General features: G+C 39.6%; 12 protein-coding genes. 3 read left to right on the top strand and 9 right to left on the bottom strand.

The annotated features are described in order from the left end of the window. Window positions 1-145: 145 nt before the first annotated feature. Genes DS2_RS13465 through mnmG form a run of 4 tightly spaced genes read right to left on the bottom strand, consistent with a single transcriptional unit; the run spans window position 146 to window position 4,427 of the window. Window positions 146-1,054, bottom strand: a complete 909-nt coding sequence (locus DS2_RS13465; RefSeq protein WP_035015344.1) for a ParB/RepB/Spo0J family partition protein — start codon at window positions 1,052-1,054, stop codon at window positions 146-148. A 19-nt stretch (window positions 1,055-1,073) separates the two neighbouring features. After that, complete coding sequence (locus DS2_RS13460; RefSeq protein ID WP_035015343.1) at window positions 1,074-1,862, bottom strand: ParA family protein; 789 nt, start codon at window positions 1,860-1,862, stop codon at window positions 1,074-1,076. Between the two features lie 16 nt (window positions 1,863-1,878). Beyond that, window positions 1,879-2,535, bottom strand: coding sequence for a 16S rRNA (guanine(527)-N(7))-methyltransferase RsmG (gene rsmG / locus DS2_RS13455; protein ID WP_035015342.1), 657 nt, complete (start codon window positions 2,533-2,535; stop codon window positions 1,879-1,881). Next, complete coding sequence (gene mnmG, locus DS2_RS13450; protein WP_035015341.1) at window positions 2,535-4,427, bottom strand: tRNA uridine-5-carboxymethylaminomethyl(34) synthesis enzyme MnmG; 1,893 nt, start codon at window positions 4,425-4,427, stop codon at window positions 2,535-2,537. Before mnmG ends, rsmG begins: the two co-directional genes overlap by 1 nt. 640 nt (window positions 4,428-5,067) lie before the next feature. Here mnmG and hemH point away from each other — a divergent pair. Then, the gene (hemH, locus tag DS2_RS13445; RefSeq protein ID WP_035015340.1) at window positions 5,068-6,141 is read left to right on the top strand and encodes a ferrochelatase; all 1,074 of its coding nucleotides are present in this window, start codon (window positions 5,068-5,070) and stop codon (window positions 6,139-6,141) included. A 173-nt stretch (window positions 6,142-6,314) separates the two neighbouring features. After that, entirely contained in the window at window positions 6,315-7,658 is a 1,344-nt protein-coding gene (locus tag DS2_RS13440; RefSeq protein WP_035015339.1) for an MATE family efflux transporter, read from the top strand. Between the two features lie 343 nt (window positions 7,659-8,001). Here the strand turns inward: DS2_RS13440 and DS2_RS13435 are convergent, their stop codons facing one another. After that, window positions 8,002-8,913 (bottom strand): immunity 49 family protein, encoded by a 912-nt coding sequence (locus DS2_RS13435; RefSeq protein ID WP_035015338.1) that lies wholly within the window; start codon window positions 8,911-8,913, stop codon window positions 8,002-8,004. A 577-nt stretch (window positions 8,914-9,490) separates the two neighbouring features. Between DS2_RS13435 and DS2_RS13430 the strand changes: the two genes are divergently transcribed. Next, window positions 9,491-11,080 (top strand): DEAD/DEAH box helicase, encoded by a 1,590-nt coding sequence (locus DS2_RS13430; RefSeq protein ID WP_051479874.1) that lies wholly within the window; start codon window positions 9,491-9,493, stop codon window positions 11,078-11,080. 188 nt (window positions 11,081-11,268) lie between these two features. Here the strand turns inward: DS2_RS13430 and DS2_RS13425 are convergent, their stop codons facing one another. From DS2_RS13425 to yidC, 4 genes are all read right to left on the bottom strand, one after another. Further along, entirely contained in the window at window positions 11,269-12,069 is an 801-nt protein-coding gene (locus DS2_RS13425; RefSeq protein ID WP_035015337.1) for a DODA-type extradiol aromatic ring-opening family dioxygenase, read from the bottom strand. Between the two features lie 147 nt (window positions 12,070-12,216). Beyond that, on the bottom strand, window positions 12,217-12,801 hold the full coding sequence (locus DS2_RS13420; RefSeq protein ID WP_035015336.1) for a hypothetical protein: 585 nt from the start codon (window positions 12,799-12,801) through the stop codon (window positions 12,217-12,219). 74 nt (window positions 12,802-12,875) lie between these two features. Next, window positions 12,876-14,240, bottom strand: a complete 1,365-nt coding sequence (mnmE, locus tag DS2_RS13415) for a tRNA uridine-5-carboxymethylaminomethyl(34) synthesis GTPase MnmE (protein WP_035015335.1) — start codon at window positions 14,238-14,240, stop codon at window positions 12,876-12,878. Between the two features lie 373 nt (window positions 14,241-14,613). Continuing rightward, window positions 14,614-16,245, bottom strand: coding sequence for a membrane protein insertase YidC (yidC, locus tag DS2_RS13410; protein ID WP_035015334.1), 1,632 nt, complete (start codon window positions 16,243-16,245; stop codon window positions 14,614-14,616). Between the last annotated feature and the right edge of the window lie 3 nt (window positions 16,246-16,248).

Raw genomic sequence — 16,248 nt, 5'->3', positions numbered from 1 at the left:
ATTTGTGCTCAAACGCACAATTCTGAGGCAGAATTTTTGCGCTGAGTATACAGATTTATAGCCGCTTTTCAATATAAACAAACGGTCAAAGCTCAGTTTGTTCAGATCGAATATGATCATATATGATCATTAGGTTAAAAGGCTGTTAAGCTTGTTGTTTTAGCCTTTCAATAATGCCTTCTAATGTATCTAAGTTCGCAAAATTGATAACCATTTTTCCTTTGCCAGCTCGATTGTGACTTATGGTCACGTTTGAACCTATTCGCTCTGACAACTCGTTTTGTAGTGCTTCAATGTCTGGATCTATTTTTTTCTCAGCCTTTTCAACTGGTCCAGCTAATATTTTATTGACGAGCTTTTCAGTTTCACGCACGGTTAAACCTTTTGCAGCAACAATTCGCGCAGCTTCAATTTGCTGTTCACCATTTAGTGCCAGTAAAGTCCGAGCATGACCCATTTCGATATCGCCATGCTCAAGTAAGGTTTTTACTTCGTCTTCCAATCCATTCAGTCTGAGCAAATTGGTGACCGCGGTACGCGATTTACCCACAGCATCAGCAACTTGTTGATGGGTTAATTCAAACTCTCGCATTAAACGCTCTAAAGCTATCGCTTCTTCCATTGCGTTTAAATCTTCACGTTGAATATTTTCAATTAGCGCAATTGCTACCGCGGCTTCGTCTGGAATATCCTTAACCAAACAAGGGATAACATCTAGACCAGCGAGCTGGGCAGCTCGCCAGCGGCGTTCACCGGCTATAATTTCGTATTGTTGCTCACCAACTTGGCGCACAACTATCGGTTGGATAATACCTTGAGCTTTGATTGAGCTGGCGAGCTCATCTAAAGCTTCTGGCGACATGTCTTTACGAGGTTGATATTTTCCGGGTTTTAAAAACTCGACCGGTAATTTACGTAATTCGCCCTTTTGTGCATTTTGAGTTTCTGCTGAATTTTGCTCTGTAGCGCTATTTGCTTCCACCTGACTTTTGGCACTGCTTGTTGCAAGCAAGGCGTCTAATCCGCGCCCTAAACCACGTTTTTTAACCGACATTGAATTTACCTGAAAATGTTTAAGCTACTTGTTTTGTTTTTTGTTTTTCTGCTCGACGGATCATTTCTCCGGCCAAAGCTAAATATGCTCGAGCACCAGCTGATGATTTGTCATAGTACATGACAGGGCTACCAAAACTAGGCGCTTCAGCTAATCTGACGTTTCTTGGGATCACGGTACGATAAACTTTATCACCAAAATGATTTTTTAATTGTTCAGAGACGTCATTAGCCAATCGATTGCGCGGATCGTACATGGTACGCAATATACCTTCAATGGCTAAATCAGGGTTAACAACCGAAGCCAATTTATTGATTGTATCCATCAAAGCAGTTAAACCTTCAAGCGCATAATATTCGCATTGCATTGGTACCAGCACAGAATCAGCAGCGGCCATTGCATTGACGGTCAGCATGTTTAGCGATGGTGGGCAATCGATAATAATAAAATCATATTGATTCTTGTAGTTGGCTAATGCGTTGCGTAGTTTAAGTTCACGAGCAAAACATTCCATCAATTTGATTTCTGCCGCAGTCACATCTGAGTTTGCTGCCACCAGATGATATTTACCACTGGTATCTTGCTCAACAACCTCGTCTAGAGGTTTTTCTTCAATCAATAATTCATATGCTGTTGCAGCAACTTCGTATTTATCAACCCCGCTTCCCATGGTTGCGTTGCCTTGCGGATCTAAATCAATCAACAATACTTTGCGCTTGGTTGCAGCCATTGAAGCAGCTAAATTAACTGCGGTAGTTGTTTTACCAACACCACCTTTTTGATTTGCAATTGCTATGATTTTTCCCATGACCGCCTCACTGTGATTATTCAGAAACTATGTCGACTAAATGGCGTTCTTCTGCCAGTCCTGGAACATTAAGTTTGATGACACGTTCGATTTTAAAACCCGCTGCCAGTTTATCAATTTCTTCCTGCGGATAAACGCCTTTCATTGCAAAAAAGTGACCTTTTTTTCCATCGCCTTGGTCACTGTTTGCTGCTTTGGGTAGATGGTGACACCAACGGAGCATATCTTCAAGTGAAGCAAAAGCTCGACTTAGCACCCCATCAAATGAGTTAACTTGTTGATATTCTTCAACTCTACTTTGAACAGCCGTCACATTGGTTATACCTAATGCAAAAACAGTTTGTTGGATAAACCGAATTCGTTTACCCAAACTATCCAACAATACAAATTCGCAATCAGGCATCATAATCGCCAATGGCAACCCAGGTAATCCTGGGCCTGTCCCCACATCGATATATTTTTGTCCTTTGGGCAAATGTTCAACCAAAGCTAAAGAATCGGCAATGTGGCGGATCATCATATCGCGTGGATCTCGCACTGACGTTAGATTATATGCTTTGTTCCATTTGTCGAGTTGCGCTACTAAATCGAGCAGTTGTGATCTTTGTTGATCACTTGCCGGCAATTTTAGCTCAGCTAAAACCTGCTGTAGTTGATTAGCCAATTGTGACATTAAGCACTTTTCCTCAACAAACCTTGTTTTTTCAAACACACTAGCAACAACGAAATTGCGGCAGGTGTTATACCAGAAATACGCGATGCTTGCCCAATTGTTTCTGGCTTAAATTCTTTTAACTTGGCGATAACTTCGTTTGATAACCCAGAAACTTGTGAATAATCAAAATCTTCTGGTAATCGAGTGTTTTCGTTGCGCATGGTTCGATCAATTTCGTCTTTTTGACGTTCAATGTAACCCGCGTATTTAACTTGAATTTCAACTTGGTCACCAGAGGCTTTATCCGCCAGACCAGGACCTAACGAGTCAATCGACATCAATTTTTCGTAAGTTATTTCTGGTCGACGCAATAACTCTTCAAGCGAGTGCTCGCGCTGTAACGGATTTTTAGTCATTGAGTTGACGGCTTGCAAACCTGGATGTTTACTGTGTACCCAAGTTGTTTTGAGTCGTTGTTTTTCTTGCTCAATGTTTTCAAGTTTATTGTTATAAAAAGCCCATTGTTCGTCAGTAATTAAACCAACATTTCGACCCGCTTCAGTTAAACGAAGATCTGCGTTGTCTTCACGTAACAACAATCGATATTCTGCTCGGCTGGTGAACATTCGATACGGTTCTTTGGTACCTAAGGTTGTTAGATCATCAACAAGCACGCCCATGTAAGCTTGATCACGTCTGATCACAAATGGATCTTTTTCAAACGCAGCTAACGCAGCATTGCTTCCAGCTAACAAGCCTTGAGCGCCCGCTTCTTCGTATCCGGTTGTGCCGTTAATCTGTCCGGCAAAAAATAGTTTTTGAATGAATTTGGTTTCAAGTGTTTGTTTTAGATCACGTGGGTCAAAAAAGTCGTACTCAATTGCATAACCTGGGCGAGTTATGTGCGCATTTTCCATGCCTTGAATTGAATGAACTAAGTTAACTTGCACATCAAACGGTAAACTGGTTGATATACCATTTGGATACAACTCATGAGTTGTTAAACCTTCAGGCTCAATAAATATTTGATGCGATGTTTTATCCGCAAAACGAACAATTTTATCTTCAATCGAAGGGCAATATCTTGGGCCTATACCTTCGATAACCCCAGAATACATTGGTGATCTATCCAAACCGCCACGAATAATATCATGGGTTTGTTGATTTGTGTGAGTGATATAGCAAGGAATTTGTTGCGGATGATCAGATTGTTTACCCATAAACGAGAAAACGGGTGCTGGATCATCACCTGGTTGTGCTTGCATTTTAGTAAAATCAACCGTTCTAGCATCAATGCGCGGAGGCGTGCCGGTTTTTAACCGCCCAACTCTGAAAGGTAACTCACGTAAGCGGTTTGCTAGTGCGATTGAAGGTGGATCGCCTGCTCGGCCACCACTGTAATTTTGTAAACCTATATGTATTTGCCCACCTAAAAAAGTACCTGTGGTCAACACAACTGATTTGGCAAAAAACTTCAAACCCATTTGGGTTACAACCCCTACAACTTGATCTTGTTCAACAATTAAATCGTCACAAGCTTGTTGGAAGATTTTTAAATTCTGTTGGTTTTCAAGCGCTTGTCTTACTGCTGCACGGTATAACTGCCGATCTGCTTGAGCACGAGTTGCTCTTACAGCGGGTCCTTTACTTGAATTTAGTGTTCTAAATTGAATCCCACCTTTGTCGGTTGCTTTTGCCATTAAGCCACCAAGCGCATCAATTTCTTTAACTAAATGCCCTTTGCCAATGCCGCCAATAGCGGGATTGCATGACATTTGGCCTAAAGTTTCAATATTGTGGGTCAACAATAAGGTATTTGCGCCGATCCGCGCTGCTGCCATTGCTGCTTCAGTTCCAGCATGACCACCACCAACTACAATGACATCAAAATTTTGTTCAAAAGAATGCATATACACCTGTCTTACGTCGATCCCAAAAAAGGGCGGCTATTTTATAGCCAAAGCATTTTTTTGGAAATCACTTTATAAAAATATATATATTTATATATAGATCTTTATTGTTACTGTTATTACTGAAGCCTTTTTCTGTGGGTAACCAAAAAAAAGCCTTAATGATCATTCAATTACAGATTGAATAATAAGTGATCATGATTTGATCAAGGTTTGATCAACTTGCAAATAAGATCGTCATTTATCCACATGCCGATCTTACACCAAATTTTATCCTTTAGTTGATCAAAGTTTATTCGCTTGATATTCAGTGTTTATCCACATCGAGATCTTTTTTCAACACCTAATGTGGATAACTTGTGATCTTGTAGTGATCAAACTCTGATCAAGCTTTGATCAAATTATGATCAAGCCGATGAATACTGACTTGCTACATTTCGTTTAAATTTTCAGCAATTACTAGTTTAACTTAATTTTGTTTAAAAAATAACCTACATCCACTGGTTAATAAATAAACTGTTATTTGACGTTAATCCTGTTATTTGTTTAGTTAATTAGAATGATCCAAAAGGCTTTTTGCGGTATATACTGGGCTAAAATGTCAGTTAAATGGTTTAGTCAAAAATAGGGGCCGTGTTAAATGTATCGAACCAATTCAGGTTTCAGTCATGAACAGAAAGATAAACTAGGTGTTTTGTTGGTTAACTTGGGCACTCCAGATCAACCTGAAAAGCAGGCGCTTAGAAGATACCTGAAAGAATTTTTGTCTGATCCTCGAGTCGTGGAAGTCCCTAGAGCTATCTGGTGGTTTATATTAAATGGCGTTATTTTAAATTTTCGTCCTGCCCGTTCAGCTAAAGCTTATAAAACAGTATGGACAGATGAGGGTTCACCTTTATTAATCCATACCAAAAAGCAGGCTGAAAAATTGCAAACACAGTTAACCGAACAATATGGTGATGGCGTGATGGTTAAGTTTGCAATGCGTTATGGTAATCCTAGTATCACTAATACGATCGACGATATGCTAAATGCAGGTGTTCGAAAATTACTGGTTTTACCTTTATACCCGCAATATTGTGGAGCGACGACCGCTTCAACTTTCGACGCAATTGCAGCTGATTTTACTAAACGACGTTGGTTGCCAGACTTCAGATTTATCAGCCACTACCATGATAATCCACTATATATTAAGGCACTTGCTGATAAAGTTCGCCAACATTGGCAACAACATGGTCAAGCACAAAAACTATTGATGTCGTATCACGGTATTCCAAAACGTTATTTAACTAAAGGCGATCCATATTATTGTGAATGCCATAAAACCAGTCGTTTACTTGCAGAGGAATTGGGTTTAAATAAAGAGCAATATTTAACTTGCTTTCAAAGCCGTTTTGGTCGAGAAGAATGGTTAAACCCCTATACTGATGAAACGCTAAAAGCTTTGCCGCAGCAAGGCATTAAATCTGTAGATGTGGTATGCCCTGGTTTTAGCGCTGACTGTTTAGAAACCATCGAAGAAATTGGCGAAGAAAATCGCGAGTATTTTATTCAAGCTGGCGGTGAAACTTATCATTATATTGAGGCACTTAATAGTGACCAGCAGCATATCCACGTTTTGGCAAACTTGGTTGCTGATAATATAGCTGGTTGGTCGGTTAATTTTGCTCAACCACGGCAAAGGTCAATTGAATATAAAAAAGTATCAGGTTAAATAGTTATCCTTGTTAATTTTTAGTTATCTTTTATTTTAAATTAGTTTGAATGACTTTAAGGGGCAAAATAAACTTCGAATTATATTTCTATTTGCTGGATTTTTAACCGGGAATCATGTTTAATGCGCGCCCTTTGTTGAACATTATGAAAACGTTTTAACGGTTGTAGTCTATGCCCTTAAGCACTGTAAAGAAATACTCTCTTTTCGCATTAACATGGCCATTATTTATTGATATGGCTTTGCACTTTTTTACTGCGGCAATGAACACTTTTATGATTGGCCGTATTTCTTCTCAAGGCGTCGCGGCGCTTGCTATTGGCAACCAGGTTTTCCAGCTCTCTATTACTGTGTTTAGTTTTGTAACCATAGGTGCCAGTGTTGTATTAACTCAGTATTTAGGTGCAAACAATAAAACCATTGCGCGGCAAGTGGTTTATTCTTCAATAGGTTTTAATTTATTTGTTGGTTTGGTTGCTGCATTGACCATTATTTTTGGTGCCGACAAAATTGTTCACTTAATGAATTTACCAGAACATTTGCACCAAGACGGCAAAATTTATCTACAAATTATTGGCTTATGTTTATTGCCTGAAGCGATAGGTTTATGTTTGGCTGCAACAATACGTGCGCATGGTTTTACCCAACAAGCTATGTGGGTCACCTTAATCATGAACTTAATTACTTTTGTTGGTAATTTATTGTTGTTGTATGGGTGGTTTGGTATTCCTGAGTATGGTGTGGCTGGGGTTGCAATCAGTACCGCGGTTGGTCGCGTGGTTGGTATGCTTATTTTGGCTGGGCTTGTGGTTAAATACACGGGTATTCATATTTACATTAAACCGATTCTAAAGCCGAAAAAGCATTTATTAGCTAAGGTATTTCATATAGGTTTGCCGGCAGCGGGTGAGAATTTATCTTGGATGCTGCAGTTTATGTTAATTACTTCGTTTGTTGCTTTAATGGGTGAAAAAGCATTGGCGGCGCAAACTTATTATTTCCAAATTTGTACTTTTATTTTGTTGTTTAGTTTGTCTATTGGTTTGGCTAACGAAATTATTATTGGCCATATGATAGGCGCGAAACAAATTGAGCAGGCGAGGGCGCAGTTGTTTAGAGCCTTGAAGTTAGGTTTTGTTTTAACTGCCATTACCGCAGGGGTCGTTTCATTTACAGGCCCTAGCTTTATTGGTCTGCTCACCCAAGACCAAGCTGTTATTAGTTTAGTTAGCCAGTTATTTATCATCACGTTATTTATGGAACCTGGCCGCACTTTTAATTTAATTGTGATTAATGCGTTGCGGGCAACCGGTGATGCAAGATTTCCTTTGTACGTAGGTGTCTTGTCTATGTGGGGTATAGCTGTACCCCTTTCATATTGGTTGGGTATTGTGCTGGATTATGGTTTGGTTGGTGTTTGGGTTGCGTTGGCTATTGATGAATGGACTCGTGGTTTGTTGATGTTTTGGCGTTGGCGTAGTGGGCGTTGGCAATCTAAGTCGTTTGTGTCGGCTTAGTTTTAGTTCAAAGTTATGAGTAAAGCGCGACTAAATGGTGCAAGTTAATCCATAACGTGATTGGAGAATTTCTCACAAAAGCGCTTTGAACTCGTCCATGAGACGCTCGCACAAGATGTCCCTATCTTGTGAAGTTTTGTTCGAAACACTCCCAATCACCTTATTTTCTTTGGTGTTGCTGCTGTATTTATTGTGCTAAATCTTTTGAAGTTTCTTTCGAAACTCTCCAATCACCATATTTTCTTTAGTGTGACGGTTGGCACTCAAATTTTCTGCAGGCCAGAATTGCCAGCTGCAAATAAATTGGTGCAAAATAAAATGCAAATTAGTACTAAATAAGCTTTCATATTTTATCTTTCCACTGTTCAGATAATGGTCTTATATCAATATCTGGTTTAGGTACATTCACATCAAAATCACCATATACTAACCAATCTGGAAAGTACGGGTTAGGCTCAGGTTTAAAACCACACTGGCGATATGCTATCGCGGCGACTGCTGATAAAGGCATAGATAACCAACCAATTTCGAGACCGTCATGGACGCTATCGTTAAAATGAGTTACATGTGATTTTATGGCTTTTTGCATGGTTAGCGAGAAACGCTCTTTGTTATTGGCAACTATCGCTAACATTAAATCTGCAAATGGCAGCATTACATTGTATACCAGCGAGCGTTTTATCACGGGTATTTTGTCAGGCTGAGAGGTATCAGCCACGGCCTGCACTAAGTTTTTTAAATTCGCTTGAGGGTTAAAAAAGCCTTTTAACAAATCACAATACGCATGCATAAAAGGTAATTTTGTTCCTTCTGCTTTGGGGTGAATAAAGTCTCTGGCTTCATATTGCATTAAATTAGCCAGCGCAGCTTGGTCATTAAATATAATTGCTAAATTGAGCGCGTCTTGCCAATCGTGTACATCACTCCAGTTCAGCATTTTTTTACCTGGTAAAGCAATATCCAAATCCTGCAGGGAAAAACTATGCACTTTGCCTGGGTTTAACACCCAATAAAAATGTGCTTGTTTAGCAATATGCGCCTGATAAAGCCAATATACTATGGTCTCTTTCGGTTTATTGGCTAACCAGGCTGCTGCTGCACAGCCGAAAAAATCATTGCCATCAGCATATATTCTTTGTGGTGCTTCAATTAAATAGCGCTTTCTGAGCTCTTCACCATTAAAAACCCTGCCTTTTCTTTCAGATCTATTTTTATAACACCAGTCTGCGTTCAGTTTAGTTTGAAAATGTTGCATTAAAACTCCATAGGGCCTTGAGCATAGCGAGTATATTCGACTTCAGGTAAAACATTCCCGTTGTATCAAATTTTTGTTTAATGACAGTGTAATCAATTTTGTTGTTGTGTGTCCTTATTTCATTAATAGTGTGTTGCAGATCATCAACCTCCTGCCGATAGATAGGGTCGCTAGAATATTAAGCTGAATCATGACTATCACATTAAAAAGTAGGCTCTCATTCGGCTACTCTGTTGTAGTCAACGAGTTGGTTTTTTAAATCTCGTAAAAATTATCTAAGGTGTAAATTTCTAACAAGTATGCAAATTCACAAACTTTAGTTAGTAGTTGTGGATAAATGCTTTACACTTGTCGCTAATTCAACTTCGGTTATATGTGATTTTTCACGATAGTTGAAAGTAATAGTTTGCAGACATTAAAGGTGGTAGAGGTTAATTTAGAGCAAAATTTCTTTTTCAGGGATGAAAAAGCGAAGCTTACATGGACGTACTTGCTGCGGTTTTGCGATAATTAACCTCTACTGCCTGCCGATACTTGCAGTTGGCACCTATCTTTTTTATACCACTGAAGAGTTTAAATGACAGATCAAATCAGTTTTGCCGAGCTTAAATTAGCCGAACCAATATTACGTGCAATAGACGCCAAAGGTTATACAACCGCATCGCCCATCCAACAAAAAGCTATACCTTTCATTATGGCGGGTAAAAATGTAATGGCGGCGGCACAAACGGGTACGGGTAAAACCGCCGGATTTACCTTACCTATTTTGCACAAATTATTAACCAGCAATAAAAGCACCAAACAAGCAGGTAACCAAGTCAGGTGTTTAATATTAACCCCAACTCGAGAGCTTGCGGCGCAAGTGGCTGACAACGTAGCAACTTATGCTCAGTTCACCAAAATAAAATCTGTTGTGGTATTTGGTGGGGTAAAAATTAATCCACAAATGCAAAAATTACGTGGTGGCGCCGATATATTGATTGCTACGCCAGGTCGTTTGCTCGATTTGTATCAACAAAATGCGCTTAAATTTGATGATTTAGAAGTATTAGTACTAGACGAAGCTGATCGTATGTTGGACATGGGCTTTGTGCGCGATATTGAAAAAATCGTTAAACTTTTGCCAGCACAAAGACAAAATTTATTATTCTCAGCAACTTTTTCAGCCGACATTCGCCAGCTAGCTAAACAAGTAATTGGCCCTGCAACGGAAGTTTCGGTAAATACCGAAAATAGCACCACACATTTGGTAGAGCAGTCGCTTTATTCGGTGGATAAAAACAATAAAACTGCTTTGTTAATAAAACTAATAGAACAGCAAAAGTGGACACAGGCAATTGTATTTACCCGCACTAAACATGGTGCAAATCGAGTTGCGCGCAAATTAACTCAACAGATGATTAATGCAGCGGCTATTCATGGAGATAAAAGCCAAGGGCAACGTACTAAAGCATTGGCTGGTTTTAAAGCAGGCGAAATACGTATTTTAGTTGCAACTGATATTGCCGCGCGTGGTTTAGATATTCATCAATTACCACAAGTAGTCAATTTTGATTTACCACATGTTGCTGAAGATTATGTGCATAGAATTGGCCGCACAGGTCGTGCAGGAGCTACCGGCCATGCGGTGTCGTTAGTTTGTGCAGATGAAATTGATCAACTTATTGCAATTGAAAGATTAATTGGCAAAAAGATTAAACGTTTTGAACATCCGAAATTGCCTGCGCAAAATTTATTGCCTGAAACACCGGAAGATCCAAAACCATTAAAAGCAAAAAAACCTAAGAAGCCGAAAAAAGCCAAAGCGCAAAATGAAACTGAGCAAGGGCAGAGCAGAGCGAACTCGGGAGAAAATCGTCGCAAAGCAAAACCTAAAACTGATAATGCTCGACGAGGTAAAGCTGAACAAAAAAATAAAACTTCAGACAAAACATCGGCTAGATCTGCAGGTCAGAAACGTGCAAATAACTCTACTAGAGCAAATAACAATGCCGACAGTTTTGTTGGTCGTAAACGAGTTAAACAGACCGATGCTCAGTCTCATAGTGCAGATCCTTATGCGAAGTCGTTAGCGGATAAACCACAAACTTCGTCAAGCGCTGAAAATAACAGCAATGGCAAACGCCGCCCGTCAGGTCGAAGGTTTTCTATTAAACAAGGTGACTAGTGCTACGCTGTAAAAGGCATGAAGTGTGTTAGATTGTCTTGATTAAGTCTATAAAATCTCATTTTGATATATATCGAAATGAGATTTTCCTGTATGAGGCAAGTTTAACTCTTAATAACTATTTAGCTAATAGGTTGTTATTAATAATAAAATTATTTATGTTCATTGAGCTGGTTGCTTGCATTCTACTAACTAAAGATAAAACTGCTGTTGTTTAAGTTGGCATATTCATAACTGTCATGCAGTAGCTTGGATTGCATATTTTTCTTTGAAGCATGAATGCCAGCTGCTACCAATAAAGGCAAATAATGATCAGGCCGCGGATGCGCCATCTGCATATGTGGGTTTAACTGATAGGCATTAGCTAATGCGGCTAAGTTATTTTCAGCAACTTGTTGCTGTAGCCAATGGCTAAATTCGACTGCCCAACTTGATGTTTTTCCAGTTAAACTCAGCCTAGATAAATTGTGGGTTGCACTACCTGAACCAATAAAAATAATACCTTGTTCAGCTAAGGGCGAAAGTTTTTTACCCAATTGTACATAAGCAGACATATCTTCACCCGGATTAAACCCAGTTAATACAGGCAAACTCATAGCTAATACAGGCAATTGTCCATTTGGATTTGTCAGTTTTAATACAGTCCAAGCACCATGATCTAACCCTTGTTTAACAACCGAGAAGTCAATTTTACCCTTGGCTAAAACATCGCTCACAGAGTCAGTTAACCACTGCGGTTGTTCAGCTTGATACTCTTGTTGGTATAACTCAGGTTCAAAGCCGCCAAAGTCATTTATGCTGGATAAAGTGCCTGTTGCGCTAATGCTGAGTTGTTTGGTTATCCAATGTGGCGACATAATCACAATCGCTTTTGCTTTGGTAAGCAACTCTGTTGTGGCTAAGTTTTGCAAAAAATCATTGGCAGGATGCGCCTTTAGTATTCTATTTGGCGCACCATGAGATAAAAATAAACTGGCGGTTTTACCCATATTGATTGCTCGCTGCTAAAAAGCTGTTGATACCACCAGTTTAATAACTATAAACAGCTAAACAATATGGCTTATATGTATAACACTGTTGCTTAAGCAGTAACACTAAACTTGATATCAGAGATCAGGTTATCTAACCTGTGTATGTTAATTGCACTTACCTATATGGGTATTGGCCATTTGCTCGTGCGATAAAATATCTAAGTCTTCAACAAATAATAAATAACCGTCTTGTGGATCAAATTGAATAAAAATATCTGTCGGCAAACTTGTTGGTTGTTGTTCAGTTTTGTAACAACCACCATTAACACTGGCTAACAACCTACCTCGGCCTTTTTTGCCCGTTTGTTCGTACTGGCTAATGAGTTGCTGGCGTTGTTTAAATTGTGCTGCGTCTGCTGCTGTTAGTTTTAAAATAATCACTTGTTGATTATCTTGCAGGCTATTCTGTAAAGCTGTCGGTAGTTGATTGTGCTTTTGAGAGAATTCTTGCACTTCAACAAAATAGATATCTTGAATATCTAACTGATTATCCGCTGTTTGGTAACCCAGCTCTAATTGCACATTTCCTTGTTTTATTTGGAGGTTTTTATCGCTACGAATTGCTACTCGAATATGCTCAGCGGGTGCTTGCAAAGGGCTGGCATTTCTAAGTTTGTATAAGGTTTTAAGTGGAATACTGCTACAGGCCGTAGCGGTTAATAGCAGTAGTAAAATTGATAGGTATTTCATTGGCTGTCCATAGTGTTATTTGTGAGGTTGAATAACATAGAGCGCTGGAACAGCCAAAAGTTGCAAATGGAATTTTATTTCCCAATACAAAAACTACTAAATATCCGCCCTAATAAATCATCGCTGCTAAATTCGCCGGTTATTTCATTTAAAAATTGTTGAGCTAAACGTAATTCTTCAGCCAGCAATTCACCCGCGTGCATTTCTTGTAGTTGGTATTTACCGTTTTCCAAATGTTCCACAGCACGGTTTATTGCATCTATATGGCGGCGGCGGGCTAAAAACTGTCCTTCGGTTGAGGCTTGGTAACCCATTATTTTTTTCAAATGTTCGGTTAGGTGTTGCATGCCTTCGCCGGTTTTTGCCGATAAACGAATAATCGGGTAGGGGGTCGCATCTGCAAAACCATGTGTTTCTCCGCTTTGGTCGGCTTTGTTACGAATAACCGTTACCCCAACTGCTTTATCGCCCAAGCGGGTAAAAAACTCTGGCCAGTCTTGTTCAACTGCGTGTTTGCTTTCTGTGCTGTCTACCATTAATAAAATGCGATCAGCTTGTTCTATTTCTTGCCAAGCGCGCTCTATGCCTATTTGTTCTACTTCATCTGGGCTTTCACGCAAACCCGCTGTGTCGATAATATGCAGCGGCATGCCATCAATGTGGATATGCTCGCGTAACACGTCACGAGTTGTGCCAGCTATGTTGGTAACAATTGCGGTTTCTTTGCCGGCTAACGCGTTTAGTAAGCTAGATTTACCCGCGTTTGGTTTACCTGCTATCACCACACGCATACCATCTTTTAACAAGGCGCCTTGGCGTGCTTGCGCCAGTACATTGCTGGTTGAGTCGATAATCTTGAGTAGATCACTTTCAATTTTTCCATCTGATAAAAAGTCGACTTCTTCTTCTGGAAAATCAATTGCTGCTTCTACATAAATGCGCAAGTGGATAATTTCCTCTGACAAGGCATGTATGCGTTTGGAAAACTCACCTTGTAAAGTTTGTAATGCACAACGTGCTGCTTGCTCTGAGGATGATTCAATTAAATCTGCTATCGCTTCGGCTTGGGCTAGATCTAGCTTATCATTTAAAAATGCCCGCTCTGAGAATTCACCTGGATTGGCCAAACGCACGCCTTTTATCGTGACTACTTGCTGGAGTAATAAGTCGAGGATTACTGGGCCGCCATGCCCTTGTAGTTCGAGTACGTCTTCACCAGTAAATGAATTTGGTCCTTTAAAGAATAGGGCTATGCCTTGGTCTATTACTTGGCCGTTGAGGTCGTAAAATTTTAAATACTCTGCTTGGCGAGGTTTAAGTTGTTTTTTGACCAATTGCTCAGCAACTGTTGTGGCTAAACTGCCGGATATTCTAATTATACCTACACCACCACGACCGGGCGCGGTAGCAATTGCAGCAATTGTATCTTGATTTAGCATATTAAACCTTTTTTGTTCAGAGTACGTCTGTGAGCATAGCAAGCAGCTAGCATTTTAATTATCGCAAAATCGCTGTAAATACTTCCATGTACGCTCGCAAACGTCGTCCCGGACGTTTGAAGTTTTGCTCCTAATTATAACGCTATCTGCTTTAGTTGTTTTGCCGTTTTGTACAACATAATTTGGCTATAACTGAATTGGATGTTGTCTTTAAAATGTACTTATGAAATTGAATCTCACGACATTTTTTGTCCTACATTCAGATGGTAGATTATGTTTTTAGTAAATTAGTTTTCTATTTACAAACTAATAGCAGATAACAAAAACGGGCATCAACGCCCGTTTTTAAAGCTATTAATTTAAAGCGAAGTGGTTATTTTAAACCCTTTTTCTCCATCGCTTTATTAATCATCAACATTTGCACAATTGAAATAATGTTGCTGACTAACCAGTATAAAACTAGACCTGCCGGGAACCATAAAAAGAAGAAGGTAAAGGCAACAGGCATATACTGGAAGATTTTCTGCTGTACCGGATCTTGCATTGGTGTAGGTTGTAATTTTTGCATTACAAACATACTTGCACCCATCAAGATAGGTAATACGTAAAATGGATCTTGTTGCGATAAATCGTGGATCCACAACGCAAATTCAGCATGGCGCAATTCAACACTTTCAACAAATACCCAGTATAAAGCTAAGAAAATTGGCATTTGTAAAAGAATTGGTAAACAGCCACCCATAGGGTTAACTTTTTCTTTGCGGTATAACTCCATCATAGCTTGTGAGAACTTTTGTCTATCTTCGCCATAACGGTTTTTCAGTTCAGTTAACTTAGGTTGTAGTTGGCGCAATTTCGCCATTGAGGTGTATTGTTTTTTGGTTAAGCCGTACATTAAACCTTTCACAATAATAGTGATAAGGATAATTGCCACACCCCAGTTACCAACTAAGCCGTGTAAGAATTGCAATAGGTGGAATAACGGCTGTGATAAAAACCATAAGATACCGTAGTCAACGGTTAAGTCTAAGTTATCCGCTAGCTCTGATAACTTATCTTGATGTTTAGGTCCTGCATATAAAGTAGTTGTTAAGCTTGCAGTTTGCCCAGGTGCAACTTGGACTGCTTCACCTTTATAGCGCATCAAAACTTTACCGCCACTTAATGCTTTGGTCGAAATTTCAATGTTTTCATTTTCTTGTGGAATAAATGCGGTTACAAAGTAGTGTTCGATCATTGAGATCCAACCGCCTGTGGATGCCACTCGTAAATTTGAATCTAAGATATCGTCAAAATCGATTTTCTCGTAGCTTTCATTATGAGTTGAGTAGGCTGCACCGTGGTAGGTTGGCATCATCATTGAGCTTTGTGCTTGTGCTGTATTTTGTTTTAGCTGGGCAAATAATTGCACATTTTTCACAGCATCGGATGTGTTACTAACATCAAATCGAATTTGAATATCATGCTCACCTTGACGGAACACAAATACTTTTTTAACGGTTAAACCTTGGTTGTTTTTAAAGCTGATTGGCACTTCTAAAGTATCGCCTGACATTTGGTAGTCGGTTTGTGCCGCTACGTATAAAGGTCGACCTTTCGGGCTTGCATCTGGCCCATGTGCACCAGTTAAGCCTGATTGTGCATGGTATAAATCAGCGCCTTGTTCAACTAACAAAGGATAAGCTTCAGAACCATCTTTCTCTTTAGCAAACTGAAGTAGATCTAGCTGAACAATATCGCCACCTAGTAAATCAATTTTTGCTTTTACCGTATCTGTTGTCACGGTAATAAAGTTGCTACCTGTAGCGATAGACTCTATTACACTTTGTTCTGCAACGGGCACGTCTGCTGATACTTGTACTGGTTTTTGCTCAACCTGTTGGGTTGTGCTCTCTGCAGTGATAGGTGCCACGGGTTGAGGTGCATGGTCTATTTGCCATTGGTTCCATAATAAAAAGGTAACCAAAGCTAAACCTATCAATAGAAAACTTCTTTGCGATTCCATAGA

This window comes from Catenovulum agarivorans DS-2 (assembly GCF_000568405.1).
Lineage (GTDB): Bacteria > Pseudomonadota > Gammaproteobacteria > Enterobacterales > Alteromonadaceae > Catenovulum > Catenovulum agarivorans_A.
The sequence above is the reverse complement of the archived record's forward strand: the minus strand, read 5'-3'. Positions and strand labels throughout refer to the sequence as shown.

Excerpts from the sequence above, each read along its gene's own strand:
- DS2_RS13465 (WP_035015344.1), bottom strand. The coding sequence starts at position 1,054 with ATGTCGGTTAAAAAACGTGGTTTAGGGCGCGGATTAGACGCCTTGCTT.
- DS2_RS13460 (WP_035015343.1), bottom strand. The coding sequence starts at position 1,862 with ATGGGAAAAATCATAGCAATTGCAAATCAAAAAGGTGGTGTTGGTAAA.
- rsmG (WP_035015342.1), bottom strand. The coding sequence starts at position 2,535 with ATGTCACAATTGGCTAATCAACTACAGCAGGTTTTAGCTGAGCTAAAA.
- mnmG (WP_035015341.1), bottom strand. The coding sequence starts at position 4,427 with ATGCATTCTTTTGAACAAAATTTTGATGTCATTGTAGTTGGTGGTGGT.
- hemH (WP_035015340.1), top strand. The coding sequence starts at position 5,068 with ATGTATCGAACCAATTCAGGTTTCAGTCATGAACAGAAAGATAAACTA.
- DS2_RS13440 (WP_035015339.1), top strand. The coding sequence starts at position 6,315 with ATGCCCTTAAGCACTGTAAAGAAATACTCTCTTTTCGCATTAACATGG.
- DS2_RS13435 (WP_035015338.1), bottom strand. The coding sequence starts at position 8,913 with ATGCAACATTTTCAAACTAAACTGAACGCAGACTGGTGTTATAAAAAT.
- DS2_RS13430 (WP_051479874.1), top strand. The coding sequence starts at position 9,491 with ATGACAGATCAAATCAGTTTTGCCGAGCTTAAATTAGCCGAACCAATA.
- DS2_RS13425 (WP_035015337.1), bottom strand. The coding sequence starts at position 12,069 with ATGGGTAAAACCGCCAGTTTATTTTTATCTCATGGTGCGCCAAATAGA.
- DS2_RS13420 (WP_035015336.1), bottom strand. The coding sequence starts at position 12,801 with ATGAAATACCTATCAATTTTACTACTGCTATTAACCGCTACGGCCTGT.
- mnmE (WP_035015335.1), bottom strand. The coding sequence starts at position 14,240 with ATGCTAAATCAAGATACAATTGCTGCAATTGCTACCGCGCCCGGTCGT.
- yidC (WP_035015334.1), bottom strand. The coding sequence starts at position 16,245 with ATGGAATCGCAAAGAAGTTTTCTATTGATAGGTTTAGCTTTGGTTACC.